Here is a 26,521-nt window from a genome sequence, read left to right as displayed (position 1 = left end):
ACAGCGTAGAAGACGACGGATGCGCCATGGCGGGCCCGTGGAGGGCACAGCGTGTGAAGGCGGCGCCGTTGATGCCTGGATAAGAAACGGTTGAGCTCGAGCGGGCGCCTCGCAGAACTGGCTGGAGCGCCCGCGCGATGCGGCGCACGGAGCCAGTTTCCGACGTCGGTGTGAGGCCATCGGAAGCGCGCCCACGTGATACCCTCGCGCCGGCCAGTGCGCGGTCGGGGCTCCCTCTCTCTGCTCGCAGCATTCCTCCTCCACGCGGGCGGCGTCATCGCGGCTCGTGTGCTCGTGCCGGAGGGCCTCGAGGCGCCGGCGCGGGCTGGCGCGAGCGACCAGCTCGAGCCGCTCCTGGTGCTGGACACCGATGTCTTGCTGGACGAACCCAGGACGCCGGAAGCCCGAGCGACGGAGCCCCGCCAGGTCCTCGCCCGGGCAACGGGCGTCGATCCCGGCTTCTCGCGTGCCGCGCCGAGAGAGCGCGGCCGAGCGCTGTCCGAGGCGCCTCCGGCGCGAGCATCGCGCTCCGGCGCGGCGACCCACGATCACGCGCCGCCGGACGCGGCTCACGCGCTGCCGGACGCCGCCCACGCGCCGGCAGACGCCGCCCACGCGCCGCCGGACGCGCCCGACGCGCCTCCCCCCGCCGCGGCACCTCCAGGCCTCGGCGGCGCGCCGATCTGGGCATTGCCAGGTGTCTTGCCGGTGGAGCCTCCGGTGCGTCCCCGCGCTGCCGAGCGCCCCCTCGCCCCGGCGCGCCCCGTCCCTGAGCGCTCCGCGCGGAGCGACGCGGCCAAGGAGGGGCGACAGCCGGTCCTGGTCTTCCCCGCGGCGGGCGTGCTCGCCTCTGCTGTCGCGGAGGAGGTGTCGTCATCCGCCGTGCCGCCGGACTCCGAGAGCTCGTTCGAGCTCACGCTGGACGCGAAGGGACGGCTGGTCTCGGTGCGCTTCCTGGAGGCAAACACGGGGAACGGCGACGACTTCCGGCGCGTCGCCCAGGCCGTGTTGAAGCGCTTCTCCGCGCGTGCGCTGGCGATGAACGGCGACTTTGCCGCCGGGAGCAGGGTGACGGTCCACGTGACCAGCCGGGTCGTCATGCCGGATGGGACGTCGCACGGGATCCCGACGCCGACGAAGAGACCTGGAGACGGCAGGTCGATCATCCGCGAAGACTCGCTGGACGATCGCTTCAGGTCGCCTCATCTGGCGCCGTCGCCGGGCGTGAAGCTGCCCAAGCTGACGTTTCTCTTCGATCTCGCGAACATCGGCGCGCAGCGCCGGAGGGTCGTCAGCACGCGGGTCGAAGCGGTGCCCGCCGCGCTGCCCTAGAATACTGTTCACGTTGCTCAAGCGAGAAATGAACCGCCAGAAGACGCCAGAAGACGCCAGAAGACGCCAGAAGAATAGAAATATCTTGGCGTCTTATGGCGCCTTGGCGGTCCGAAATCTGCGCTTTTCAGGCAGCCTCAGCCCGTTTGTCGCCCTACAGCGGTTTCCGCCCGCCTCTGCACCATGCAGAGCAGAGCGGCGGTCTCCCGCACAGGAGACGGGCCCAGATCGGCGTTTTCGGCGCGCAAGCGTACGAAGGTGCGCTGAGCACCGAAAACGTCGAGGTGGGCCCGTCTCCGAAGCGGGTGACCGCCGCTCTACTCCGGCCAGACCTCGATCCAGACGAACAGCACCTGTCCGGCGGCCTGGTTGTCGACCGCCACCGGATAGACCGTGCGGGCTCGGAGCGCCTCGACGAGATGACCGTGGTGGATCGCGAACCGCCCGATGAAATCGTCGTTCACGAGGTCCCTGTCGATGAGCTCACCGCTCAGATGGACATCCGGCGTGAGCGGCACGCGGTACCAGGTCGGCGGTCCGTTCCATCCAGGCGCGCAGGTGTCGCGTTGCCCCGGGCGATCCAGCGCGCGCCTCCCCAGCGATCGGCCGCCCACGAACAGCTCCGCCGAGCCGAAGGGCTCCGGCGGCTCGGTCCCCGCCCCTGCCGCCTCCGCCGCGAAGCCGGCCACGCTGGCGGCCGCGGCGACAGGGTGCTTCGTGCGGAGCAGGCCGCCGATGGCGGTGAGCGCCTCCGCCGGGACCGCGCCCATGCCGTCCCATTGACGGCCGTCCGCCTTGGCCGGGCTGATGACCGCGCCGTCGATGGAGATGCGGACATGCGCCGGCAGCGGCGGCGCCGCCGGCTTGCACGCCGCGCAGCCAACGGCGATCCCGCACAGCGCGGCCGCTCCGAGAGGACGTGACGCCATGCCTCGAGAATCTATCCTGGCGGCCGCGCCGCACCAACGTGCTTGGTCGCGCGCGGGCGGCCATGCACACCGACGGCGTAGGCCCCGATCACCATGAATTTCGCGTCAACCGCGCACAGGGCGGAAATCAGATCGAGGAAGTCGTGGCCGTGGCGCAGGCGCTGCTCACCCCCAGCTCATCCGCGCGATCGCCTCGACCAGAGCGCCGTCGTCCGCGCCCTCCGCGTCGCCCGAGAGCGCCTCCTCCGCGGCGGCGAGCGCCGCGTCGCGCAGGCGGTAGAGCTCGGGCTCGGGGATGCGCTCGCGCGCGGCGAGCACACCCGGCGGGACGCCGCGCAGCATCTCCAGGACCAGGCCCAGGCGGCGGCGGGCCTCGGGCAGCGGCGGCGCGCCCAGGCCGAGCCGCCGCCGCGTGGCCCGCGGCGCTCCGGCGAGGCGGCGCGCGGCAGCCTCGGCGACCTCCGCGGCGAGCGCGTTGTACGCCGGCGGCGACGGGAGCCGCGCCTCCATCCAGACGAGCAGCCGCACGAACTCGCGCGCCCCCTCGAACGCCTGCCGCCCGTGCAGCATGCGCCGGTTGTCGACGACCAGGATGTCCGCCGGGCCGAGCGACAGCTCGATCACCTCGCGTCGCGACGCCTCGACGAACCGCGCGAGGCGCGCGGCGAGCGCGTCCCCCGGCGGCACGACCGGCGCGTGCGTGAGCGCGAGCGCGCCGCCGCGGAGCGACACGGTGGGCCCGAAGAAGTCGCCGAAGACGAACGGGATGCGCCTGTACACCGTGAAGAGCGCGCGGAAGAGCCCGGGATCGGCGCGCTCGATCGCCGAGAGCAGCGGCCAGCCGTCGAGCAGGAGACAGCCGCCGCCGCGCTCCGCCGGCCTGACGCAGGCCATGATCTGCACCGCCGGAGGCGCGCCAGCGAAGCACTGGCTGTCGGTGTGGAGCGGCGCCGCCGCGGAGCTCGCGGCGAACGACCTGCCGCCCGGCACGGCCTTGATCGGCTGCCGCTCCACAAGGAGCGGCCTTGCCCCGAGGAGCCGCTCGGCGAAGCTCCACGGCGCCCGCGCGGCCTCCTCCGGCGCCAGCGCCGCGTCGCCGCGGAGGACCGAGAAGCCGCGCGCCGCGAGCTCGTCGAAGAGCCTCGCCGGACCGCCCTCCGGCCCGGGCCAGATCCATCGCTCGCTCATGGGCGCGCTCCGCGAGGGGGCTCGAAGGGGAAAATCATCCTATTTATCCAGCACATAGAGACCCGCTGGCCGCGCGGTCCACCCCGCTCACGCATCGAGGAAGCGGGCCTCCCGGAAGCCGGCCCGGAGCAGGTCGCGCGGGATGGGCACGATCCGGAGCAGCTCCGCGCCCTCGGGCACCTCGATCGGCGCCCCGAGCCGGCGCACGTGGAACACCGCCGGGGTCGCGAAGAAGGCGTCGGTCGCGACAACGCCGCGCATCACGTCGTAGCCGTCGCCGTTGACGCCGTCGAGCAGGCTCGACCAGCCCGGCGGCGTCCGGGTGAAGGCCCAGGGCTTCACGAAGAAGTGAGGCTCGCCCGGCGGATGCGGCGTGAAGTACTTCGTCAGGTACCAGAGCGCCCCGCGGTTCGCGGCGAGGAAATCGTCGCCGAAGGTCCGCGCGAACGCGCGCTCCACCGCAGCCGCCCCTTCGGCGAGGCGCGGCGCCTCCGGCGCGACGGCGAGCGTGTGCCCATCGAACGTCGCGCGGAACGGGACGGCGTTCCTCACCACGATCGACGCGAGCCGCCGAGCCCCCCCGCGCCAGAGGACCGGATCCGGCCCGGCCGCGGTCGTGACCTCGGTCACCTCGGTGATCTCCGGCGCCGCTGGCCCGGCGACGACCAGCCGCACGCGCGCCGGCCCTGCGCTCCCCTCGCCCGTGCCCTCCCCGCCCGCGCTCCCCTCGCCCGCGCTCCCCTCGTCCGCGCTCCCCTCGCCCGCACTCCCCTCGCCCGCGCTCCCCTCGTCCGCGCTCCCCTCGCCCGCACTCCCCTCGCCCGCGCTCCCCCCGCCCGCGCTCGCGTTCCGCCCACCCGCCGTGCCCCCGACGAGCCGCCGGTACTTGCGGGTCACCTGGCCCTTCTTCACCGCGAAGTACTTCGCGTCGTAGAACTCCGCGTGCGCCCGCCCCACCTCGGGCGCGTCCGCGAGCGAGCACGCCTCGATCTGCACGTCGGGGAGCACGGGCGCGATGCAGCCGATCTCCCCCTCGAGCTGCAGCCGCTGCGGGGCCTCGTCGCGGACGCGCAGCTCGACAACCAGCGGGACGAACGCGCCGTCGTCGGCGAGGTACGCCTCGCTCACCTCGATCAGCGCGTTCCGGCGGTTGGCTGCCCCCGCGACGCGCAGCCACAGACCCGGGTCGGGGCGCACCAGGAGGCCCGTCCACAGGCGCAGGCGAGGCGGCCCCAGCCCCTTCCGGCACGTCCAGGCGAGGCCGCCGCGCAGCGCCCGGTGCCATGCCCCTTCCGGCGCCAGGAACCCCTGCGAGACCAGCCGCGTCAGCGCGGCGCGGTGGGCGCGGGCGAGCGCCTCGCGGTGCTCTCCCGCCGGCTCGGCGCGGAGCGACCCAAGGCGCCGCCGCACCTCGATCGGCCGCGCCAGCGTGATCTGGAGCCCGAACGCGTTGCCCTCGAGCAGCGGCACGCACGCCTTCGCCACCCGGAGCGGCACCGCGCCGTCGAGATCGCCGGTGCGCCGGGTGAGCCGGCACAGGCCGAGGGCGTCGAGCACCTCGAAGCGGGCGTCACCCGCCGCAGCCACCACCACCGCCGCAGCCGCCGCCACCGCCGCAGCCGCCGCCGCCACCGCAGCTCGACGAGCTGCAGCTCGATCCGCCGGACGAGCCGCCCCCCGTCGAGACCGGCGGGGGCGGGGTCATCGCGTAGACCATCGGCCCGAAGAGCGGCGACATCGCGAGCGCCGCCGTGCCGCTCGCGGCGACCGTCAAGCCGATGTCCACCGCCTCCCGGCGGCGGCCGCTCGCGACGTCGGAGCGGAGCGAGACGGTCGAGTCGTCGAGCCACCGGAGGTAGTCCGACTTCATGGTGCTGTAGGCGCTCGCGGTCCGCGCCACCATCCACGTGGCGACGAGCAGCGCGATCATCTCCACCACCAGGAACGAGTAGGGCCGGTCGAGCTCCTCCGCGCGGATGGCGCGGATCAGCCCCACGCCGAGCAGGCCGGCGCCGACCGCCCACACAACGGCCGAGAGGGCCGTCATCGTCCCCCGCGGGCGGAGCATCCCCGCGGCGGCGAGCTCGCCGCGGAGCTCCTGCTCGAAGCGGGCCGCGATCTGGTCGGCGGAGGCGCGCACCTGATCGAGCGAGAGCGTCACCGTCTGCTGGCCGTGCGCGCCCCTCGACGAGAGCGAGCTGAAGAACGCCGCGAGCACCCGGTCCGGCGGGGGCGAGCCGACCAGGAGGTGGAGCGCCTGCGGCGCGTCCTTCGCGTCCCCGGCGGGCACGAGCCAGCCCGCGCCCATCGCGACCGCGATCAGCGTGGCGGCCACGCCCTTGTTCCCGTCGCGGAGGTACGCGATCGCCCAGTACTCGTCCGGCTGCGGGATCCAGCCCGCCGAGAGCCGCTGCCGCCACGCCGGTGAGCGGTACGACGCGCCCCCCGCGGGGACGCTCGCCTGCCCCGCTCGATCCAGGGAGGCGCCGACGGCGCTGCGCACCAGGATGGCGAAGATGAGGCCGGCGACCGAGAGCGCCAGATAGAAGAGCAGGAACGCCGGCCCCGACGCCATGTCGAACGGGAAGAAGTCGAAGATCTCGTGGATCATCGCGCCGCCTCCGGGTGCTCCAGCCGGTCGACGTCGTCGACCGCGCGCGCGAGCAGCTCCGCCAGCGCCGCGTAGGCCGCGCCCGGCGCCTCGTGGACGCGCGGCAGCGGGGCCACGTCGACGCCGAGGAGCTTGCCCGCTCCCGCGAGCACCGTGCCCAGATCGTCGCCGCCCTCGATCCCGTGCAGGCCGAGCAGGGCGTGGAGCGGGCCGCGGATCTGCTTCACCTTGCGGGAGACCGCGCCCTTCAGGGCGTCGTCCGCGCCCATCCCGTCCACCACCGCGCGCCGGAGGCGGATCTGCGCCTCGCGCAGCTCCTGCTCGACGCGCAGGCGGCGGTTCTTGCCGTCGATCACGAGCGCCGAGAAGGGATCGCTGCCGGAGAGGAGCACGTGGCACCGGCGGATGTCGTCGTAGAGCAGCGGGAACACGTCCGCGGCCCGCGGGATCTCGGCGGCGGTGAGGATCATCGCCTCGATGCGGGCCGCGTAGCGCGCGATCTGGAGCGCGTTGGCGATCGCGTCGAGGCTCTGGCGGGAGGCCTCCTTGAGCACCACCATCAGATCGACGTCGCTCTGCCCATCGCGGTAGCCGCCCCGCGCCGCGCTCCCGTACACGAGCAGGCACGAAAGCTCGTCGCCGAGCGTCCGCTCCAGGCTCTCCTTGAGCTCGACGAGCCGCGCCTGCACCGGCGCCGGCAACCTGGAGACGGCGCTCCCCGTGGCGATGGATCCCTCGTTCATTGTCTACCTTCGCGGCTCGATGAGCCGGACCTCGGCGCTCGAGCCAATCCCCTTGATCGCCCAGACTACCCGACCTCCCGGCAGCCGCTCTCGCCGAATGAACGGCAGGAGCCTGGGCCTGACGCTCCCGTCGCCCGAGGGCCCGACGAAGCGGGCGCGGAGCAGCAGGCGGTCGACGATCGCCTCGGGCGCGAGCCGGGCGTCGCCCGCCGCCGCCGCGGCGATGCGGAGCGCGTCGGCGACCGCCGTGAGGCTCGGGGCCCGCGGCGACGCCTCGACACACCGGGCCCCGAGGCGCGCGGCCGCCTCGCGGTGAGACGAGAGCCGCGGCAGGAGCGGGAGCGCGTCGTCGACGCGCTTGCGCTGGAGGATCGCCCGCGACCGGGCGACGTCCTCGACGTCGAACGGAGCCACGGCCTCCGGCGGCGGATCGACGGGTGAGGTGAGCAGCTCGGCCACGCGGGCCTGGACCTCGGCGAGCGCCGACGCCTCGGAGGGTGAAGCATCAAAAGAATTTTGCAGCGAGGTGGCGCGAGAGGCGGGCAACCCCGGTCGGGTCGGCGCCAACCCCAACCCCGGTCGGGTCGGCGCCAACCCCAACCCCGGTCGGGTCGGCGCCAACGTGGGTTCGGCCGGTGTGGGCCCGGCCAACGTGGGTCGGGTCAACGTCGTTCGGGACGGCGCGGACAGGGCGATCGCCCGCGCGGTCGCGATCTCGGCCGCGAGCGCAGCGAAGGGCGGGAAGTCACCGTCGCGCTCGAGGAGGATCGGGAGCGGCCCGGCGCGAGCAACAACCTGGGCGAGCAGGGCGAACACCGGCGCGGGGACCGGATGGGCATGCGTGTCGAAGTAGAAGCCGTGCTCCACGACGCCGCCGGCGATGTGCACCATCGCCACGCGCTCGAGCGGGTAGGAACCGAGGAGCTCCCCCGGATCGACGCCGGCGTTGACGGCGTTCGCATAGACATTGCCGACGTCGAGGAGCAGATCGCACCCGGTGCGGGCGACGACCTCGGCATAGAAGTCCCCCTCCCCGAGGGCGTCGCCCGGGAACCGCAGCGTGCACGCCGCGTTCTCGAGCAGCAGGGGGATTTCCGGGAGCGCCCGCCGGGCGGCGGCGACGTTCCGCGCGACGGCGCGCGCCGCCTCGAGCGTGTACGGCAGGGCGGTGAGGTGCCCGATCTCCCGGCCGCCGCCGCGCACGAACGCGACGTGCTCGCTCACGACCGGGGCCGAGAGCTCCCGGCAGAGCGCCCCGAGGCGGCGCGCGCGATCCATGTCGATGCCCGAGGCGCTGCCGAGCGAGAGCTTCACGCCGTGGGGCACCACCGGCCAGATGCGCGCGATGGCCGAAGCCTCGCGCCGCGCGGCCGGGCTCGCGAAGCACGCCTCGGCGACGACCTCGACGAAGTCCACCGCGCCGGGCGCGGACAGCAAGTCGGCGGCGAGCTCGGGGCGGAATCCAACGCCGACGGCGCCGGAGAGGGGCGATCTGGGGGCGGGCACGAGCACGCGGGGACCTGCCTCAGTCTGCCCTCGCGGAGGGATTCGGAACAGAGGCCATCGGGATCGGCTAGAAGTCGAGCTCACCCGAGATGCGAGAGGCAGCACCCATGCGCGTAGCATCGACGAGGCGGCGCTGCTCGCCGCCCTGCGCGCGCGGCGCATCGCCGGCGCGGCGCTCGACGTCTTCGAGCCCGAGCCGCTGCCCGCGGATCACCCGCTGCTCGCGCTCGACAACACGGTGATCACGCCGCACCTCGGTTATGTCACCGAGGAGGGCTATCGCCTGGTCTATGGCCAGGCGGTCGAGGACATCCGCGCCTTCCTCGATGGCAAGGCGCTGCGGCCCCTGAACCAGCTCCCGGTCGATGTGGCCCCGCCCGGATAGAGGCCGCCGCCGCGCCCCGCGCGTCAGAGGAACTGGCTGCTCCACTTGCGGAACGTCATGATGCCTTTCTCCCCGGCGCACAGGACGGGCTGAGCGCGGTAGATCTTGTTCTCCCAGATCGGGATGTCCTCCTCGAGCTGCCGGCAGACCTCCGCGGCGAGGGCCTGGCCGAGGCGCTGCGCGCCGTCGTTGCGCAGCCAGAAGGCGAAGCGGATGTCGACGAGCTCGTCGTCGATCGGCGTGACGGTGTTCACGAAGAGGAGCTCGACGATGCCGGTGAAGCGGATCGTCCCGTACCCCATGCCGTGGCCTTCCCATGTGATCGTGCCGTCGACCACCCGCCCTCCCGGGCCCTTCTGCTTCACCGTCGACCGCGATCGGAGGATGTGGCCGTCGATCTCGATCTCGGTCCGGGGCGGCTCGAGCATGCCGTGCACGGTGACGAAGTGGGCCGGATCCACGATGTTCTCGAGGGTCTCCTGGATGTGCGTCCGGACCCTCCAGCGCTTGATCAGGTTCAGGGACCACTCCGTCGAGCGCGCCTCGGCGAGCGGCGGGATCTCGAAGGCGGCGGGCTCGCCGCCGAGCGCGTGGTGGACAAGGATCAGGCCGTCGAGCTCCCGTACCTCCCAGGCGCGGATCCTCGCTTTCGGCGGGATCGTGTCCGCATAAGGGATGTGCACGCACTTCCCTTCGCCGGAGATGACCCATCCGTGGAACGGGCACCGGATGCCGCCCTGCTCGACGCGGCCCCCCACCCCGAGGTGCGCGCCCATGTGAGGGCAGTGGGCGTCGAGGACCCGGGCCTGTCCGTCCTGCGTCCGGAACAGCACCAGATCCTGCCCGAAGCAGCGGAGCGACATCGGCGCGCCCGTGGACAGCTCGTCCGAGGCGGCGACCTGGAACCAGCCTTGGGGGAAAGGCTGCAGAGGGATTCGAGCGCTCACGTGGGTCTCCTCGGCTCAGCGTCTGTCGGGGTCGCCCGCGCGCTCATGCAGCGCCGGGCGGAGGGGCTCGATCGTGCCGGTGATCGCGGCCTGAGCTCGTCATCTTACGAGACCCGGACGCGCCGAGGTACTGCCAAGCTGGCTCCTGCAGGCCTCGCGCGCCCGAGCGGACGGCCGCGCTCCTGCGGAGGCCGCCTGTCCGCCGCTTGCCCTGCCCGCCCGCGAGCTCTCTGTCGCTCGCCGCCGGCGGGATCCCCGGTGTTCACCGCCCGCGGCTCGTCCCCTGTCAGCGCGCCGCCGAGAGCTGCTCCAGCCCCTCGTCCACGCCGATGACGGGCGCATACCCGAGCTCGGCGCGGGCGCGGTCGGTTTTCACGGTCACCGAACGCGACATCATGGCGGCGGCGAAGCGGGTCATCGGCGGCGCCCGGCGGACGCCGAGGAGGCGCCATGCGCCCTCGATCGCGGCCGCGAGCGGGAGGACGACGGCGCTCGGGACGCTGCGCCCGGGCAGCGCCACCCCTTGCGTCCGCGCCAGCGCCGTCAGGAACTCGCGAAACGTGCGCGTGCCGTCGTCGGCGACGAAGTAGGCGCGCCCGCCCTGGCCGCGCTCCAGGGCGAGCAGCAGCGCGTGCACGAGATTCGCGACGTGCGTCGTCGACGTGCGCGCGCCGCCGCCGTCGAGCCACGCGAAGCTCCCCTCCCGCGCCATGCGCAGCACGACGGGCAGCACCGTCGCGTCCCTTGGACCCCAGACGAGGCGCGGGCGAATGGAGACGGTGGTCATGCCGCCGGGTTCGTTCGCGGCGAGCACGCGCCGCTCCGCCTCTGCCTTCGTCTCCGAGTAGAGGAAGCGCTGCCGCTCGGGATAAGGGTGCGTCTCGTCGATATCGATGAGATCGTGGCCATCGAAGAGCGCAGCCTCGGTGCCCACGTGGACGAACCGGCGCACACCGGCGGCGCGCGCCGCGGCGAGCACCCGCCCCGTCCCCTCCACGTTGCCCTCCCAGAACTGCGCGCGCGTCCCCCACTCCTCGACAACCGCGGCGCAGTGCACAGCGGCCTCGGCGCCCGCGAGGTCCTCGCCCTTCAGCGTCCCGAGGTCGGCCGCGACCGCCGTCGCACCATGACGTCGCACGACATCGGCGCTCCTGGGCGAGCGCGCCAGCGCGCTCACCTCGTGACCGGCGCGCACGAGCCCCTCGATGAGATGGCCTCCGATGAACCCCGAGCCCCCTGTAACGAAGACCTTCATGGCCGCCACGATGCGCGCTCTCTCACCGGATGTCCAATGCGGCCACCGGCGGCGCCGGGACGGGCGCAGTGGTCGATCGGCTCGAACCACGGGGAGGAGTTGACTGAATCGATGTACCCGCGGTCAATCAGGCATTTCTCCCGGACCCTTTGTCACAACGTCCGCCCGCATGACGACCTGGGCTTCTGCCGCGCGCGGCCCGATGTCGTCGGAACCACCCGCAGCAAGCGGGTGGAAATGATCAATCTCCAGCTCGCCTCCCACGGACGTTTCGGGAACGCCGCAGTAACCCACCGTCCACCGAAGGTGGCCCGCACGATTGCGCGCGCTTCAGTCGAGACGGCCATTCATGCAGCGGGAAGCGGCCCGCCAGCGACGCGGGTGAGTCCGTCGAGGATGGACGCGCGGCGCCGGTCGAACTCTTCGAGGAACCTGCGCGCGTCGACTACGAGGGCCTGTTGCTGTGCCATGATCTGGGCCAGCTGCTCGTTCTCGCCCTCGACGCTGACCAGCTCGGCCGTCAGGTCGCCGGCCTCGGCACGCAGCCGAGCCATCTCCGGGGCAAGCACCGCCGCCTCCTCCGCCTCGATCCGCGCCATGAGCGCCGCGAGCTCCTCCTGCTCGGGCTGTGTCAGCGTGCCGGAAAGCTCCCTGTCACGGAGGCGGTCGAGCTTGCTCTGGTCATCCTCGGTCCAGCTCATGGCAGCCACCCTACCCATACCAGGCTCGGATCGCCGGGGCAACGGCCGGCGCTCGCGAAGGGTGGCGACGATGTACATGTTGGTGTACATCTACGGGATGACGCATCGCTACTCCGTCGCAGAAGCTCGGGCCCATCTCCCCTCCATCATCGAGCAAGCGGAAGCGGGTGAGGTCGTCGAGCTCACCCGGAGAGGTCGCCCCGTGGCGGTCGTCCTGTCCCGGGAGGAGTTCGAGCGGCTGCGCTCGGATCGACCGAGCTTCGGCGACGCGTACCGTGCATTCCGGAAGAGGCACGACCTCGATGAGGTGGGCCTGGAGCGCGACTTCGCCGCGTCCGTTCGCGACCGTTCGCCGGGTCGACAGGTCAAGCTGTGAGCCCGCGCTTCTTGCTCGACACCTCCACGATCTCGGAGCCGATGAAGCAGGCGCCCGACGAGGCGATGCTCGCGAAGATCGAGGCCCACGCGCACGAGAGCGCGCTCGCCGCCCCCGTGTGGCACGAGCTGTGGTACGGCTGTCGGCTCCTGCCCTCAGGCAAGCGGCGCACGGCGCTGGAGGCGTACCTGCGCGAGGTCGTCTACCTGTCTCTTCCCATCCTGCCGTACGATGCCGCGGCCTCGGCATGGCATGCCGACGAGCGCGCTCGGCTTGATGGAAAGGGAACGCCGGCACCGTTCGTGGACGGCCAAATCGCCGCCATCGCGAAGAGCAACGACCTGATCCTGGTAACGGTGAATACCCGAGATTTTCGGCGATTTCAGGGCCTGCCGATCGAGAACTGGTCGAGCAGAAAGAAGCAGTAGGCGCCGAGTCATCGTATCGACAGCGAAGGCAGGTGCCGCCGCGCAGCCGCGCGCGGCAGCCGCTCAGGGACGGCGCAGCTCAGCCGAGGAAGTCGAGGACATCGTCGTTGAACTTCTCGGGGTTCTCGAGCCACATGAAGTGGCTGCCCCCCTCGTCTGCGCCGAAGATGACGAGCTCGGCGCCGGGGATCTGGTCGGCGACCCACTGCTGGGAGATGGGGTTGAAGATGCTCGCCTCTCCGCCGACGACGAGCGTGGGCACGTCGATCCGCGGGATCACGTCCCTCCAGTCCTGCTCGGCCTGGTCCACGAGCAGCTTGGCGGCGTACGCGCGCGGGAGCTTCAGGTTCTGCTCGACGACCAGGGCGAGCTGATCCGCCGGGTAGCCGGGGGTGAACATGGTGGCCACGAGCCCGTAGGTCGTGGCGATCCCGTCGGGCCCACGCAGCGCGGCCGCCGTCTCGTGGAGCGTCTGCGGGGTGAACAGGGCCCCCGCCTCGGCCGCCTCCTCCGCCGACCAGTCGGGCCAGGCCGTCATCGCCGGGCCCACGTCGACAAGGACCAGGCGGTCCAGGTCGCGACCCCCATAGTTATCCCAGTAGCTGTAGAGCGCGCCGCACCCCATCGAATGCCCGAGGACGGAGAGGTGCTTGAACCTCATCCCGCAGATGAATTCGTGAAGATCCCTGCTGAAGCGCGCGATGCGGTAGCCGTGCTCGGGCTTCTCCGACTCGCCATGTCCGCGCCAGTCGAGCGCGAAGACATGGTGGTGCCGCGCGAAGGCGAGGATCTGCGCCCTGTACAGCGCTGCCGACTGGGACCACCCGTGCAGGAGCAGCAGCGGCCTCCCCCTCCCCGCCTCCAGGTAGTTGAGGGCGACCCCGTCGCTCGTCGTGAAGGTCCCGGAGCGGATGCGCGGCGCGGCCGACGCCTCGCCGCCGAGCAGGCTCGTGGCAGCCAGCCCCGCGCCGAGGCCCACCGCCTGCTTCAGCACCTGGCGACGGGTAGGGGTCGAGCTGGACGAAGGTGCTCCTTGCTTCTTGTCGGTCATGGCTCTTGATCTCCACTGCCGGCCCCGCGCGCGAGGCTGCCCCTCGATCACGCGCTGCCACGGCCAAAAGGAAGAGTCTCGACGCGACCGCGGCGATCGCCCGGATTGACGATCATCTCGACCGCGCCGTCGAGCAGATTGTTCACGAACGGACCAGGGCCGCAAGTAAATACTAATTATAAACGATCCAAGCAAATCTCCGACGCCGGCGTGTGTCTACACAGGAGACAGGCCGCGCGGCGCCGCGATCGCGACGGCGCGCGCCGTGACATGCCATGAACCGGACGCGATAGATCGGTGGGAGGCGGCGTGAGATCAGCTGCCATGAATCGCCTTGATCCTCCGTGATCCAGAGCGAGCGCACGAGCATCCAGGAAGCGCCGCAGTCGTCCGAGCGGAACAGCCCGCCCGGGATGGCGCGGCAGAAGAGCGTGCCAGGCTGGCTCGGGTGCGCCGCATCGAGCGACCCGATCTGCTGGAGGCGCCAGGGCCACGGCTGCCCGTCCGGCAGGGAGTCCGTCACGCCCTCGGGCTGCTGCGGATAGGCCGGCGTCTGCAGCGGGCTCACCGCCCCGGCGCCTGCGGCTGCAGCGGTCCGGAGCGGCGGTCGCCCGAAGCCTGGCAGGCTGGTGGGGGCCTCGATCTGGGTGTAACCTCGCGCGGCCCCTCCTCTCCACCGCGGCGTCGTGGGAATGCGCATCACGCCGCCCGCTGGCTCGATCGGAGAGGGGCTATTGCCCTGGAGAGCAGACATGTTGAAGGTGGCGATCATCCTGGGGAGCACGCGGCCGGGCCGCAACGGCGAGGCTGTCGCGAGGTGGGTGCACGACGTGGCGACGAAGAAGGGCGGCGCCGACTACGAGCTCGTCGATATCAAGGATTTCGACCTGCCGCTGCTCGACGAGCCGGCGCCCCCGTCGATGGGTCAGTACACGAAGCCTCACACCAAGGCGTGGGCGGCGAAGATCGATTCGTTCGACGCCTTCGTGTTCGTCACGCCGGAGTACAACCACGGCACATCGGGCGCGCTCAAGAACGCGATCGATTACCTGTACAAGGAGTGGAACAACAAGGCGGCTGGCTTCGTGAGCTACGGGAGCGCGGGAGGCTCACGCGCCGTCGAGCACCTCCGGCTCGTGATGGCCGAGCTCCAGATCGCGGACGTGCGCTCGCAGGTCATGCTCTCTCTGTTCGACGACTTCGAAAATTTCAGCGTGTTCAAGCCCCGCCCCCGCCACGAGAAGTCGGCCTTCGGCTTGCTCGATCAGCTGCTCGCGTGGGCCGGAGCGATGAAGACGCTGCGCACCGGGTGAGCAAGGCGCGCTCGCGGAGCCTCACGGGCCCGACGACGCCGATCCGCAGCGGTTCTCGTGGCGTTCGCCGATTCTACCGCGGACGTTGCAGGAGGGTACCAGGAGCACCCCGTGGAGGGGAAATCGGCGCCTGAGACCGCCGACAGGAAACCAGCGCCGACCTCGATTGTGTAGGGTGTCAGATGGCGCAACCCTTGGTCGGCTCGTGGGGCTTCACGGCGGACGGGACCCTCGCTCGGAGGCGCCGGTGAACCTCGCCGCGCGACCTCATTGCGAGGGCCAGACCCGGGCGGAGGAGCTGCTCCCCCCTCCGGGGGACGGAGGCCGGAGCGCTCCGCCGGACGACATCGCCGTGCCTTCGGAGCGGAAGCTCCCGCCCGCCGTGACGCAGCGCTCCGGCGAAGAGGCGCACGAACTCGGCGCGCTGTACCGCAACCACCATCGCCTTGTGTACCGCCTCGCGCTCCGCTACGGCCGCGGCAACGTGGCCTGGGCAGAGGACGTGACGCAGGACGTCTTCCTCGACCTGATGAAGGCGCTCGATACCCTGACCGAGCGAGACAACCTCGAGGGGTGGCTGTACCGGACGACCTCGAATCGCTGCCTGAACCGCCTGCGCCGGGACCGGTTCCTCGCGCTCCCGCCCATCCGCTGGCTGCTCGGGCAAGGCGAGGGCGAGCGCAGCGCCCTCGATGAAGTGACGATCGCGCGCGACGATCTGCGCCGCGCGCTCGAGACGCTGGGCACGCTGCCTCCCAAAGAACAGGTCGCTTTCTCGATGTTCTATCTCGACGGCAAGGAGCAGGAGGAGATCGGGAAGATACTCGGCCACTCCAAGGGATACGTTTGCAAGCTGATTCAAAAGGCGGTTGCGCAGCTCCGCGACGCCGGATGGGAAGTGGGCCATGACGCGAAACCGTGATCTGCTCGCGTTGCTGCGCGAGGTGGACGAGCAGCTCGCCGCGGTGAAGCCGTCCCCTCGGCTCGAGGCGCGCCTCGTCGCGGAGCTCGACCGGCGCGGGCGGCGGCCTTTCATGGCCGGGAGCGGGGGGCGCTCGCTCGTGCTGGCGCTGGGCGCCGGCGCCGGCGCCGTCACCCTGGGCACCGCGCTCCAGGGCCTCACACCCGGCTCGATCTTCACAGAGCGCCCCGTCGAACACGGGATCGAGCTCGTGGGCGATCCGCCTCCCGCGGACGGCGGGCTCCTGGAGCGCACGCCGGCGCACGGCCCGACAGCGGCGCCTCCCCGGATCCGCGCCCCGCTCCTCCAGGAACCTCCCCGCCGGCTCGCTCCGGCGCCGCCCGTTCCGCGCAGCGCCGTGCCGCCGCGGGACGCGAACGACTCCCCAGGGTTCCTGGACGACAGCCGGCTCCCGGTCGACCGCGTCTCGCCTCCGCCGGCGCGCGGGCGCGTCGAGCCGCTGACCCCCCCGCACACGCTGGGCAGGAGATGGGTTGATGGCCAGGAAGGGCTATCTCCTCTCGCGCAGCGCGGCCCTCACGCCGCCCTTCGCCGAGGCGCCGGAGGCGTCCCCGCGGAAGCGGCCGCGCACGCGGGCGAGAGCGGAGAAGGCACCCGAGCCACGGACGCCGAAGGACCGGCGACCGAAGATCCGGCGGTCCCGCGGGACGAGGCGCTCTGCCGGACGGCGGACGCGTTGCGACGTGAGGCCAGGGCACGGTGCGAGGCGCAGGGCCTCATCGTCGCGGACTTGACGCTGCTCGATCCCTGCGATCACGGGAGCTACCTCGACGCCGAGTACACGTGCGGGAAGATGGCGCTGACCACGTGCTGGAAAGGGGTGCTCGGCGACGGCGTCACGTGCTTCGACACGACGTACGTCAAGGACGAGGTCTACATGATGTGCAGGGAAAGGAACACGGAGCTCCGCTCCCTCGATCAGGAGCAGCCGGACGGGGACTGCGCCGGTCACGAGACGACCAGGGTCTACTACGAGTGCTGTCCCCTGGGAGATCCGCTGCCTTCGCCGTCGTGCTGGACGAGCGAGATCGACTTCGGTGAGGTATGCCAGCCGTACGAGACGCTGGATGCCGAGGCCACGGCGCTCTGCAGGGGCAATGGCCACTATCTCTTCCGTCGCGTGTTCGGGGACAAACACGTCGCCTGCACGGACGCCACGGCCACGAGCCTGAGCTACACCTGCTGCCCCTTCTGATCGCGAAATCGCCCGCCCGAGGAAACCGCCGGCCTCGTCGCGGTTGATAGATGGAGAGCGACACGACGGAGAGGGCGCGCTGACCCGAGCTCGAGCGGCGCGCGTTCGGAGCTGTCCGGCGCAACGCCGGCTTTCACGGAGGATCACGATGCGGACTTCCCTTGCGATAGGTCTATTGCTCAGCGTCTCGATATCCAGTCTCCTCGTCGGCTCGGGGTGCACCATCACCCTGGCGCCGGATCCCGATCCACCAGCGGGCTCGACGGGCGGGGAAGGCGGGGACGCGAATCAAGGGACGGGCGGCGGCGAGGACCCGGGGTCGGAGGGCGGTGGGGGAACGTTGCCTCCCCCGCCCTCGGCGTGCTGGCTCGGGGACATGGGCGACGGCTTCACGTGCCACGACACGGCCACGCTCCGGGATCACGCCCAGGCGAGGTGCGCGAGGATGGGCGCGGAGCTCGCGAGCTTCGTGAGCGACACCCTCAACCCGAGCTGCGCCGAGCACGAGAGCAGCGAGGTGGTCTTCGAGTGCTGCGGCGGCGAGCCGCCGCCTCCTCCGCCGCCGCCGAACTCGTGCTGGAAGGGCGAGCTGGGCGACGGGTCGTCCTGCATCGACATGGGCGCCATCAAGGATCGGGCTTACGCGATGTGCGTGAGCGCGGGCGCCCAGCTCACCTGGCTCGACGCCGTGCCGGACCCCGGGCGCTGCGGTCCGAACGAGGCCACCAAGGCCACCTTCGAGTGCTGCGGCTCCACGCCGCCGCCCCCTCCGCCACGCGCCTGCTGGAAGGGCGAGCTGGGCGATCGCAAATCCTGCGTCGACCCCTCCGCACTCAAGGACCAGGCCTATGCGGCGTGCTCGCGCTCGGCCGCAGATCTCACCTTCTTCGATTACGAGCGGAACAACCCGAGCTGCGCACCTTACGAGACCACCTGGGGTTACTTCGAGTGCTGCGGTAGCGAGCCGCCTCCGCCACCGCCTCCTCCGTCCGGCGCGTGCTGGAAGGGCGAGCTGGGCGATGGCCTCTCCTGCGTCGACCGCTCGGTCATGAAGGATCGGGCCTATGCGACGTGCGTGAGCGCGGGCGCCAGGTTCACCTCCTTCACGTACGAGGAAGACAACCCGCGCTGCACCGGCTACGAGACAAGCAAGGCCGTCTTCGAGTGCTGCGGTAACGAGCCGCCTCCTCCTCCGCCGGAGGCCTGCTGGGGTGGTTCTCTGGGTGACGGCTCCTCGTGCATCGACATGGCCGCCCTCAAGGAACGGGCCTACGCCACGTGCGCGAGCGACGGCGCGGAGCTCGCGGCGTTCGACACCGGGTACGATGGTCGCTGCGCCGCCCACGAGTCGAGCTACGCAAAGTTCACTTGCTGCGCCTCGAAGACGCCGCCCCCTCGGTAGCGCCGGCGCGACAGCGCGGAACCGCGGGCGAGCGCTCTCGATCCTCGAGCGCTCGCCGCTGCCGTCGACAGATCGTGTGACCCGCCGGCGCCGCCGGTGAGCGTACCGAGCGAGCCCATCGAGCCGTGCGTACATCCCAGGGTCGTGCGGCCTACGGCGGCCGCTCGGGCCGCGTCGCTGGACGAGGCATGCGCAGCCCGCGACATGCGCCCGGCGCAGCAGGGTCGGGTGGCAGGCGGCACATCGCACCTGCACCGCACAGCTCGCCCGGCGCGGCTGGCCGCGCAACGTGTTTGCACATCGGCGCGGCATCGGCTCTGATGGCCGAACTTCTTCCGAGGTTCTCATGGCCGTGGCACCGCCCCTCGTCCGCGCACGACTCACGATCGATGGACTCAAGACCTCGCTCGAGGTGAAGGAGCTCTCGGGCGCGGAGGCGATGTCGGAGCTGTACGCCTTCGATATCACCGTCGAGTGCGCCGACACCGACCTCGACCTCGACGCGCTCGTCGCCGAGTCGGCCGTGCTGACGCTCGATCACGGCGCCGGCGCCCGCCACCTGCACGGGATCGTCAGCCGGTTCGAGCAGGTCCACACGTCGGAGCACCACGCCGCCTACCGCGCCACGCTGGTGCCGGAGGTCTGGCTCCTCGACCAGCGGTACGATTGCCGCATCTTCCAGGGCGTCACAACGGCCGAGGTCATCGAGCGCGTGCTGAAGCTCGGCGGCGTCCGGCGTTACCAGATCGTGCTCCAGCGCGGCTACGAGGCGCGCGACGTCTGCGTCCAGTACCGCGAATCGGACTGGGCGTTCCTCGGCCGCCTGATGGAGGAAGAAGGCATCTTCTATTACTTCGAGCACACCGACGCTGGCGCGACCCTGATGATCTCCGACACGGCGCAGGTCCACTCGCCCATCTCCCCGAAGGAGCTCCGGTATCGGCCGGTGACGGGGTCGATCCACGCCGGAGAAGGCATCGATACGTTCCGCTTCGCGCAGCGGGTCCGGCCGGGGAAGGTCACGACGCGCGACGTGCCGTTCGAGAACCCCGCATCGGTCGTGGACACGGCGGCCGAGAAGGGGCGGCACACGGACCTCGCCGTGTTCGCGTACCCGGCCAGCCCCGCGGCGGAGGTCCGCCTCGACGCGCTCCAGGCGACCGCCGCCGTGGGGCAGGGCGAGGCCTTCTCCGTGCGGCTCGCGCCCGGCGCGCGGTTCCGGCTCGAGGACCACCCGAGGGAGAGCTTCAACGCGGAGTACCTCGTCACCCGGCTCCAGCACGCGGCCCGGTTCGACAGCAAGGAGGGGTACCGCTGCACGTTCGAGTGCGTCCCGGCCGGCGTCGCCTTCCGGCCCCCGTGCAGGACGCCCAAGCCGCGCATCGCCGGCCCGCAGGCCGCGACCGTGGTCGGGACGCAGGGGGCCGAGATCGAGACGGACAGCGACGGGCGCGTGAGGGTCAGGCTGCACTGGGATCGCAACGGCAGCGCCTCGGAGAACGCGTGCTGGGTCCACGTCGCGCAGATGGCGTCGGGGGCCGGCTACGGGGCGATGCACATCCCGCGCGTCGGGAGCGCGGTGCTCGTCGAGTTCCTCGACGGCGATCCGGACCGGCCGATCGTGACCGGGCGGGTGTACACGGTCGTGAGCCCCTACCCGTACGCGCTCCCTGCCGAGAAGACCAAGTCGGCCTTGCGGACGCAGACCACGCCGGGAGGCGGCGGGTACAACGAGCTCCGCTTCGAGGACCAGTCGGGCCGCGAAGAGGTCTACCTCCGCGCCCAGCGCGACCTCAAGGTCGAGGCCCTGAACGACGCGCGCCGCAACGTCGGCGGCGACGACGCGCTCGCGGTGACGGGCGACCGCACGAAGACCGTCGGCGGCGCGGAGACGGTGACGGTCGCGGGCGCGCGCACCGTGACCGTGGGCGCGGCCGAGACCAGGACGGTGACCGCGGATCAGACCACCTCGGTCGGCGCCGACAGCTGGCTCTCGGTCGCGGGGGATCACACGGCGAGCGTCGTCGGGGACCGCCGCGACATCGTCGCCGGGGACCGCAGCGCGTGCGTCGGCGGGGACGAGTCGGTCAAGGTGAGCGGTGATCGGACGGTACTCGTCACCGGGGCGCACGCGATCTCGTCCCTGGACGACGAGTCGAGGCGCGTGGCGGGCAACCTCACCCTCTCGGTCGGCGGCACGATGCAGCAGGTCGTCGACGGGCACTGCACGCTCAGCGCGGGCTCGCTCGAGTGGGCGGTCACCGACGGCGCGCTGGAGATGACGTGCGCCGGCGAGGTGCGCGTCGAGTCCGAGCAGGAGGTCCAGATCGGCGGGCCCGATCTCGCCCTGTTCGCCGACTCGACGATCCGGATCCGGGCCCAGAAGAAGATCGTCCTCGAGATCGGCAATTCGACCGACGCCGAGGGCAAGTCCGCGAAGATCGAGATCACCTCGGACGGGATCTACGTGACCAACGGGAGCGCCACGGAGAAGCTCGACGGCGGCACCGTGCGCCTGAACTGCTGAGCGCGGCGCCGCGGCGGAGAGGGCTCGATCCGTGAAGCTTCGCAACGAGACAAGGCGCCCGGCGGTGCTCCTCAGGACAGCGTCGGCGCGCAGCGACGACCACATGCTGGGCTGCGCGATCGTGCGGCCCACCTTCCGGGTCGCCGGCGGCGCGCTCGTCGCAACGCCCGACGAGCCGTGGCCGATCTCGGGCGAGCCCGTCGCGACGGCGCTCGGCAGGATGCCCGGGGACAAGCCGTTCTACATGGGCGGGATCGACGTGCTGCTCGGCGGGAAGGTGCGCCAGCCCGGCGGCGCGGCGAGGCCGCGCCTCGACGTCGAGCTGGAGGTGGGGCGGAGCTTCCGGCGGCGGATCGCCGTCTTCGGCGACCGCTCCTGGGTGCCCGGGGCCGGCGGCGCCCTGGTCCCGAGCGAGCCGGAGTCGTTCGTCTCGATGGAGCTCGACTACGGGCGCGCCTTCGGCGGGACCTGCCCTACCGACTACGGGCTCGACATGCCCTTCACGCCCAACCCGGCGGGGCGAGGGTTCTACCTCGACGCGAAGAGCGCGCTCGGGAAGCCGCTGCCCAACCTCGAGGACCCGAACCGGCTGCTCCGCTCGTTCGGCGACTCCCCCGATCCCGTCGGCCTTGGGTATTACCCTGGCGAGGGCGCGCTCCGCGTGAAGGCGGCGACGAGCGCCGCCGCGCCGGACCCGAGCCGGCTCACGCCCGACAGGGCGCCTGAATTCAAGGTGGGGCACAGGGACATCCTCCCCACGTTCTTCAACATGGGGCACCCGGGCATGATGATCGAGGCGGGCGGCGAGCCGAGGCCGGGCGACGGGATCCGGCTCACGCACGGCCTGCGCGGCGGGGACCTCGCGTTCGCGATGCCCGACCTGCGGATGCACATCCATGTGCAGCTCGAGGAGCGGGCGTATGTCTTTCCCATGCACCTCGATCAGATAGGGATCGTCGCGGGGGAAGGGCGGGTGTTCTTCTCCCTGCGCTGCGTGTTCGAGTACCACGTCCGCAAGGAGGAGCGGCGCACCGCGACGCTGTACGACGGGCCGCCGCCGCCGGTGATCCCGGCGAGTTACCGGATCGCGCACGACCGGTGAGGCCGGCGCGCGCTCCCCTGCCGCCTAACCCCGGTCCAGGAAGACGGAACGGCGCGCTTGCGGACGACGATGCACCGGGCTAGGATGCCCTCCTCACGATCGTCCCTGGCCCTCTATAACGACGCTTTCCCTCTTCCCTCTCGTGAGGGAGGTTGCAGCTCGCTCGGACGACTGGACGACGCACCGTGTGATCGCGCGGGAGTTCCGCGCCGCACGTCTCCGTTCGATCCGTCACGGTTTGGTCGGATGGCAGGCCGAGTGCGCCGCAGAGCGCACCAGAAAGCCGTAAAAGAGCAGGATGGCATGGGAAATCGTCTCTACGTAGGAAATCTTTCGTTCAGCACCACCCGCGAGACCCTCGAGTCCGCGTTCGCTGCGGCCGGCGAGGTCCTTGAGATCGCGATGCCGACCGACCGCGAGACGGGGCAGCCGCGCGGCTTCGCGTTCGTGACCATGGGCTCGGCCCAGGCCGCGAACAGCGCCATCTCGCAGCTGAACGGCGCCCTGCTCGATGGCCGCGCGCTGAAGGTCAACGAAGCGCAGGAGCGTCCGGCGCGCGGCTTCGGCGGCGGCGGCGGCGGCGGCGGCGGTCGCGGCCGGTACTGATCACGGGCGCGGCATGGCGGCGCTCGTGCGCCGCCACGCCTGCGCTTTCAGGACGCACCATGAGGTGCTGAAGAACGCGCCTGGAGGCGCCGAAAGGCCGGTTCGGCATGCAGAGACAGGGAGCATTGAAGCGTCAGAAGGAACGCGAAAGGCAAGAGAAGCAGCGCGAGAAAGACGCGAACCGTCTCGCGCGCCGCATGGAAAAGGGCCCCGCCGTCAGCGGGACGCCGGGAGAGGATCCGGACATCGCAGGGATCGTCCCGGGGCCTCAGCCTACGGTCATCGAGTGAAGCGCGCAGCGCCGAGCCAGGGCGCCGAGCGCGCCCCGTCAGAGCCAGGAGCCGACCAGGACGGCTCGGCGCAGGCGGCCGTACGGCAACGATTCATCGAGCAGAGCGCAAACGCGCTGGGCCAGGCGTGGGCCAGGCGTTGGCGTCAAGACCTCCATCGAGAAGGCCGCCCCGCCGCCGGCGGATGGCCCGGCACGCTGCGTGAAGCACGAACGCAGGTGGAGATCACCCTTCCCGGGGAGCTGTGCCATCGCAAGATGCCCGCCATCACCGGCGTGGAGCGCGAGCTCGCCGCCCGGACCGCCTACTCAAGCGCGCGGGACGAGTGGCGAAGGCACACCGACCCCGAAATCCCCTAGTCGGGTAGGCCGGGGTCGACTACCCCCCGGCCCTCCACAGATCCGGACGTGCGGAATTCCCGCATCAGGGCGAACGCCGGGGAGGCGTCGAGCGCACCTGATCGAGCCTGAGATCCAGCCGGATCGAAAGGCGAATCCGCGTGAGTAGAGTTTGTTAGGCTGGTCGCATGATTCCAACGAAGAACAGTTGGCCAGTTCTCAGTCTCGTTGCGATCGCCGCGAGTTCGACGTCGGCGTGCACGATCGAGACCGCGTCGTCCACCGGCACATCGGGCACCTCCGGCGGCGCGGGCACCTCCGGCGCCGGGGGCGCTGGTTCGAGCGGCTCCTCCGGCAGCACCGGCACATCGGGCGGCACGGGCGCTTCCGGCAGCGGTGGCTCGCCCACCGGCGCGGGTGCCCTCCCCGCCGGCACGTTCCTCTACGTGCGCGCCGAGACGGCCGATCACGATCATCTCATCGCGCGAGACTTCGCGACCGGCGCCGAGCGCGTGGTCACCGATCTGCGCGGCGACGGCAGCGAAGGTTGGGAGATCTGGGGTCACACCCTCTCGCCCGACCGCACCCGCATCGTCCTCGCTTCGCTCTACGGCCCCACCAAGGAAGACAACGACACCCACCTCGCGACCCGCCGCCTCTGGAGCCTCGCCACCGACGGGACCGACTTCCGCCGCCTCACGCCGGTGTTTCCCAACGACGGCGGGGGCCGTACGAACTTCCAAATCTCGGTGGACGCACCGATGTTCACGGCCGACGGCGCCGGCATTCTCTATGATTTTGGCAACTGGTGGTACGAGGGGACGAGCCTCCAGGGAGGCTCGTTCCCGTGGCGGGTGCCCGCGGGGGGCGGCTTGCCGGAGCCCTTCCCGACGGTGTTGAGCTGCACGGTGATAGAGCCCTCGGTCAACCCGGCCACCGGCGAGATCCTCCTCATTCACAGCGTGTGCGTGAATTCGGAAGATCAGGGCATCTTTCTCTATCCGAGAGCGGGTGGCACCAGCCCCGTGAAGCTCGTGGATGAGGGCTACGGCGCAGGCCAGGTGCGGCCCTCGCTTACGCCGGCGAGCTGGCTCGGCGATGGAAGCGGCTTTGTCTTCGCCGGAACCATCAATATTCCGGTCGACGACACCACGGTAGAGACAGGCGCCCTCCTGGTCTACGACATGGCCACGGCCATGATGTCCCCCCTCGTGCTCGCCGAGCCCGGCACCTACATCGACAGCGTGACGATCGCCCCCGACGCGACGTCCCTCGTCTACTGCCTGCGCCATGACGACGTGACGGATCTCCACGCCATCGACCTCACGCAGGCCGAGCCCGAGGACAAGCCGATCACCACCGACGGCAAGAGCTGCTCCCCGGCCTTCTGAAGCGTCGCTGGCCTAGCGATCTCCGGCGCCGTGGGTCACGTCGGTGCCTCGCAGCGCCTGCTGGGCGATGCTCAGGAAATCCGTCTCGGTGATGATCCCGACGAGCTGCTCCTCGTCGCCGACCACGGGCAGACAGCCGATCTTGTGATCGAGGAGGATCTGGGCTGCGTCGGCGGCCGGGGTCGTCGCTCGCACGGTGCGGACACGCCGGGTCATGATCGACTCGATCGGGATGGGCTTGCCGTCCAGGCGGCTGACGTGGCGGAGCAAATCGCGATCGGAGACGATCCCGACGACGTGCCCCTTCGCGTCGACCACGGGGATATGCCGGATCTCCGCGAGCTTCATCTCGAGGTTTGCGGCGCTGATCGAGTCGGCCTCCTTCAGCGTGATGACCGCGGTGCTCATGTAGTCCTCGACCCTGCAGTTCTTCTTGAGCTTCATCGAACAGACTCCTTGCGCTCTCGGCACGCATGAGTACGCCCGCCGTCATTGCGAGCTCCGCTCCCCCGTGCCCGCTCGACGGACCATGCAAGGGGCCGACCAGCGAGCGCCCGCGCCCCGGAGCCGCTGCGTCGCTGCGTCGCCTGGCCGCGGGCGCAAGGCCTGCGGACGCGGTGAAATTGCTGCGCCTCACGCCTCACCGGAGGTGCTCTCGGCCGTGCGTCGTGCGCCGGCCGTAGAACGCGGATAAGACGAAATCCAGAGATTCGTTCAAGATTCTACGCAAGCACAGGATCTATCGAGAACCTCCGACGCGGGGTTCGTCAGGGTCGAGCGGCAACGATCTCGACGTGCGCTCGCGGCGCCTTCGAGACGAGCAGCGGCGCCACGCATCGCACAAGCGGCATCGAATCGCTGCGCGTCTCGTGGTGGGTCGGTTTGCCGCAGCGTTCTCGGCGCCGCGACGCGGAGCGCCCGCGCGCCTGCGACGTCCATCGTCAACACTGGAGTAGCCTGATGCAAGACTCTATATCATACATCGGCGGAGAGAAGGGAAACGAGCCTCACCGGCTTTTGACAGGACTTCGCGACAACCAGCACATCCAGCTCCTGGATCGGGTCAAGCTTCGCCGGGACATCTGGGTCCCGCTGAGCTTCGGGGTGCTCGGGTTCATGCCCATCGTCTGCCTGGCGCTGGCGATGTTCGAGATCGTCCCGCTGCACCTCTCGGGTCCTGGCGTGGCGCTCCCCGCAGCGTTCGCGGCGATCGCGCTTGGCGTCCGCTTCCCGCGCTACGGGCGGCTCGCCGCCCGCGGGTACCTGATGGCGCTCGTCGCGGTGTGGATGTACGACGTCACGAGGGCGCTCTCGATCCTCACCGGACAATGGAACGACTTCATCCCGAACATCGGCGCGCAGCTGCTCCATCGACACGAGGGCCACGCGCCGCTCGGTTATGCCTGGCGCTGGCTTGGAAACGGGGTGGCATGGGGGTCGCGTTCTTCATGGTCTACCCCATCTTCGCCAGAGGGCGTGAGGTCGTCCAGGCTGCCGTGAAGTACGGCGTCTTCGTCTGGACTTGCCTCATCATCACGGTGCTCGCCGCGCCCCGTGGCGAGGAGCTGCTCTTCCGGCTCACGCCGAAGACGTTCGTTCTGAGCCTGATCGGTCACCTGGTGTTCGGCGCCGTCCTCGGTTACCTCATGCGCTGGACCGGCCTGAACGTGCGTCCGTACCCGGCGGATCGCGCGCCCCGATCGAGCCGCGGCTAGAACAACGATCACGTTGAAACCCGGAGCATTTTCACAGGGAGGCGGGGAGGCGGGGAGGAAGAAAAAATGAATTTCTCCCTCTTGCCGTCTCTCGCTCCCCGCCTCCCCGTCTCCCTGTGAAATTCCTGCTCTTTCTCGTGGTTTCAACCCGTTTGTCTCTCTAGCCGGTCCCAACGCGCTGCGCGGGACCGCGCGCCGCGGGCCCGTT

General features: G+C 71.0%; 28 protein-coding genes and 1 pseudogene. 17 read left to right on the top strand and 12 right to left on the bottom strand.

From position 1 onward, the window contains the following. Positions 1–288: 288 nt before the first annotated feature. Positions 289–1,332 carry a hypothetical protein gene (locus WMF45_RS10495; protein WP_437716778.1) on the top strand — a complete coding sequence of 348 codons (1,044 nt, stop codon included), beginning with the start codon at positions 289–291 and terminating at the stop codon, positions 1,330–1,332. A 317-nt stretch (positions 1,333–1,649) separates the two neighbouring features. Here the strand turns inward: WMF45_RS10495 and WMF45_RS10490 are convergent, their stop codons facing one another. From WMF45_RS10490 to WMF45_RS10465, 6 genes are all read right to left on the bottom strand, one after another. Continuing rightward, a complete protein-coding gene (locus WMF45_RS10490) occupies positions 1,650–2,261 on the bottom strand; it encodes a hypothetical protein (protein WP_437716777.1) in 612 nt (203 codons plus the stop codon). A 165-nt stretch (positions 2,262–2,426) separates the two neighbouring features. Further along, entirely contained in the window at positions 2,427–3,449 is a 1,023-nt protein-coding gene (locus WMF45_RS10485; RefSeq protein ID WP_437716776.1) for a TauD/TfdA family dioxygenase, read from the bottom strand. An 87-nt stretch (positions 3,450–3,536) separates the two neighbouring features. Beyond that, positions 3,537–5,081, bottom strand: coding sequence for a hypothetical protein (locus WMF45_RS10480; RefSeq protein ID WP_437716775.1), 1,545 nt, complete (start codon positions 5,079–5,081; stop codon positions 3,537–3,539). Beyond that, entirely contained in the window at positions 5,020–6,060 is a 1,041-nt protein-coding gene (locus WMF45_RS10475) for a hypothetical protein (protein WP_437716774.1), read from the bottom strand. The genes WMF45_RS10480 and WMF45_RS10475 overlap by 62 nt, the downstream gene beginning before the upstream one ends. Beyond that, complete coding sequence (locus tag WMF45_RS10470; RefSeq protein WP_437716773.1) at positions 6,057–6,803, bottom strand: nucleotidyltransferase domain-containing protein; 747 nt, start codon at positions 6,801–6,803, stop codon at positions 6,057–6,059. Before WMF45_RS10470 ends, WMF45_RS10475 begins: the two co-directional genes overlap by 4 nt. A gap of 3 nt (positions 6,804–6,806) precedes the next feature. Continuing rightward, a complete protein-coding gene (locus WMF45_RS10465) occupies positions 6,807–8,315 on the bottom strand; it encodes a multinuclear nonheme iron-dependent oxidase (protein WP_437716772.1) in 1,509 nt (502 codons plus the stop codon). Between WMF45_RS10465 and WMF45_RS10460 the strand changes: the two are divergent. Continuing rightward, positions 8,296–8,508: pseudogene (locus WMF45_RS10460) on the top strand (NAD(P)-dependent oxidoreductase); the annotation flags it as partial. The gene WMF45_RS10465 and the pseudogene WMF45_RS10460 overlap by 20 nt on opposite strands. A 39-nt stretch (positions 8,509–8,547) precedes the next feature. Then, positions 8,548–8,694: a hypothetical protein gene (locus WMF45_RS10455; RefSeq protein ID WP_437719696.1), complete on the top strand. Its 147-nt coding sequence runs from the start codon at positions 8,548–8,550 to the stop codon at positions 8,692–8,694. A gap of 23 nt (positions 8,695–8,717) precedes the next feature. On the opposite strand, the gene WMF45_RS10450 is transcribed toward WMF45_RS10455, so the two are convergent. The 3 genes from WMF45_RS10450 to WMF45_RS10440 form a co-directional block, all read right to left on the bottom strand. Then, positions 8,718–9,641, bottom strand: coding sequence for a Rieske 2Fe-2S domain-containing protein (locus WMF45_RS10450; RefSeq protein ID WP_437716771.1), 924 nt, complete (start codon positions 9,639–9,641; stop codon positions 8,718–8,720). Positions 9,642–9,927: 286 nt separating this feature from the next. Beyond that, on the bottom strand, positions 9,928–10,896 hold the full coding sequence (locus tag WMF45_RS10445; protein WP_437716770.1) for an NAD-dependent epimerase/dehydratase family protein: 969 nt from the start codon (positions 10,894–10,896) through the stop codon (positions 9,928–9,930). Positions 10,897–11,243: 347 nt separating this feature from the next. Continuing rightward, the gene (locus tag WMF45_RS10440; protein WP_437716769.1) at positions 11,244–11,597 is read right to left on the bottom strand and encodes a hypothetical protein; all 354 of its coding nucleotides are present in this window, start codon (positions 11,595–11,597) and stop codon (positions 11,244–11,246) included. Between the two features lie 70 nt (positions 11,598–11,667). Between WMF45_RS10440 and WMF45_RS10435 the strand changes: the two genes are divergently transcribed. Further along, a complete protein-coding gene (locus tag WMF45_RS10435) occupies positions 11,668–11,973 on the top strand; it encodes a type II toxin-antitoxin system Phd/YefM family antitoxin (RefSeq protein WP_437716768.1) in 306 nt (101 codons plus the stop codon). Then, the gene (locus WMF45_RS10430) at positions 11,970–12,401 is read left to right on the top strand and encodes a type II toxin-antitoxin system VapC family toxin (protein WP_437716767.1); all 432 of its coding nucleotides are present in this window, start codon (positions 11,970–11,972) and stop codon (positions 12,399–12,401) included. Before WMF45_RS10435 ends, WMF45_RS10430 begins: the two co-directional genes overlap by 4 nt. A 79-nt stretch (positions 12,402–12,480) precedes the next feature. On the opposite strand, the gene WMF45_RS10425 is transcribed toward WMF45_RS10430, so the two are convergent. Both WMF45_RS10425 and WMF45_RS10420 read right to left on the bottom strand, forming a co-directional pair. Continuing rightward, entirely contained in the window at positions 12,481–13,452 is a 972-nt protein-coding gene (locus WMF45_RS10425) for an alpha/beta fold hydrolase (RefSeq protein ID WP_437716766.1), read from the bottom strand. Positions 13,453–13,624: 172 nt separating this feature from the next. Continuing rightward, positions 13,625–14,206, bottom strand: a complete 582-nt coding sequence (locus WMF45_RS10420) for a hypothetical protein (RefSeq protein ID WP_437716765.1) — start codon at positions 14,204–14,206, stop codon at positions 13,625–13,627. On the opposite strand from WMF45_RS10420, the gene WMF45_RS10415 reads away from it, so the two are divergent. From WMF45_RS10415 to WMF45_RS10370, 10 genes are all read left to right on the top strand, one after another. Beyond that, positions 14,205–14,765, top strand: coding sequence for an NADPH-dependent FMN reductase (locus WMF45_RS10415; RefSeq protein WP_437716764.1), 561 nt, complete (start codon positions 14,205–14,207; stop codon positions 14,763–14,765). The genes WMF45_RS10420 and WMF45_RS10415 overlap by 2 nt on opposite strands. Positions 14,766–15,012: 247 nt before the next feature. Further along, positions 15,013–15,687 carry an RNA polymerase sigma factor gene (locus WMF45_RS10410; RefSeq protein WP_437716763.1) on the top strand — a complete coding sequence of 225 codons (675 nt, stop codon included), beginning with the start codon at positions 15,013–15,015 and terminating at the stop codon, positions 15,685–15,687. Then, complete coding sequence (locus tag WMF45_RS10405; protein WP_437716762.1) at positions 15,671–16,942, top strand: hypothetical protein; 1,272 nt, start codon at positions 15,671–15,673, stop codon at positions 16,940–16,942. Before WMF45_RS10410 ends, WMF45_RS10405 begins: the two co-directional genes overlap by 17 nt. Before the next feature lie 148 nt (positions 16,943–17,090). Next, complete coding sequence (locus WMF45_RS10400; protein WP_437716761.1) at positions 17,091–18,344, top strand: hypothetical protein; 1,254 nt, start codon at positions 17,091–17,093, stop codon at positions 18,342–18,344. Between the two features lie 346 nt (positions 18,345–18,690). Then, positions 18,691–20,871, top strand: coding sequence for a type VI secretion system Vgr family protein (locus tag WMF45_RS10395; RefSeq protein ID WP_437716760.1), 2,181 nt, complete (start codon positions 18,691–18,693; stop codon positions 20,869–20,871). A gap of 31 nt (positions 20,872–20,902) precedes the next feature. Further along, positions 20,903–21,973, top strand: coding sequence for a DUF2169 domain-containing protein (locus WMF45_RS10390; RefSeq protein WP_437716759.1), 1,071 nt, complete (start codon positions 20,903–20,905; stop codon positions 21,971–21,973). 258 nt (positions 21,974–22,231) lie between these two features. After that, positions 22,232–22,579, top strand: coding sequence for an RNA recognition motif domain-containing protein (locus tag WMF45_RS10385; protein ID WP_437716758.1), 348 nt, complete (start codon positions 22,232–22,234; stop codon positions 22,577–22,579). 107 nt (positions 22,580–22,686) lie between these two features. Continuing rightward, a complete protein-coding gene (locus WMF45_RS10380; RefSeq protein ID WP_437716757.1) occupies positions 22,687–22,869 on the top strand; it encodes a hypothetical protein in 183 nt (60 codons plus the stop codon). A 218-nt stretch (positions 22,870–23,087) separates the two neighbouring features. Further along, positions 23,088–23,228, top strand: a complete 141-nt coding sequence (locus WMF45_RS10375; RefSeq protein WP_437716756.1) for a hypothetical protein — start codon at positions 23,088–23,090, stop codon at positions 23,226–23,228. A 167-nt stretch (positions 23,229–23,395) separates the two neighbouring features. Then, positions 23,396–24,598: a hypothetical protein gene (locus WMF45_RS10370; RefSeq protein WP_437716755.1), complete on the top strand. Its 1,203-nt coding sequence runs from the start codon at positions 23,396–23,398 to the stop codon at positions 24,596–24,598. A gap of 12 nt (positions 24,599–24,610) precedes the next feature. Here the strand turns inward: WMF45_RS10370 and WMF45_RS10365 are convergent, their stop codons facing one another. Further along, on the bottom strand, positions 24,611–25,042 hold the full coding sequence (locus WMF45_RS10365; protein ID WP_437716754.1) for a CBS domain-containing protein: 432 nt from the start codon (positions 25,040–25,042) through the stop codon (positions 24,611–24,613). A gap of 573 nt (positions 25,043–25,615) precedes the next feature. Here WMF45_RS10365 and WMF45_RS10360 point away from each other — a divergent pair. Next, complete coding sequence (locus WMF45_RS10360; RefSeq protein WP_437716753.1) at positions 25,616–26,098, top strand: hypothetical protein; 483 nt, start codon at positions 25,616–25,618, stop codon at positions 26,096–26,098. Further along, on the top strand, positions 26,095–26,313 hold the full coding sequence (locus WMF45_RS10355; protein WP_437716752.1) for a hypothetical protein: 219 nt from the start codon (positions 26,095–26,097) through the stop codon (positions 26,311–26,313). Before WMF45_RS10360 ends, WMF45_RS10355 begins: the two co-directional genes overlap by 4 nt. Positions 26,314–26,521: the final 208 nt, after the last annotated feature.

The sequence above is a fragment of the Sorangium sp. So ce448 genome (assembly GCF_051520915.1).
GTDB classification, from domain to species: Bacteria; Myxococcota_A; Polyangia; order Polyangiales; family Polyangiaceae; genus Sorangium; species Sorangium cellulosum_B.
The sequence above is the reverse complement of the archived record's forward strand: the minus strand, read 5'-3'. Positions and strand labels throughout refer to the sequence as shown.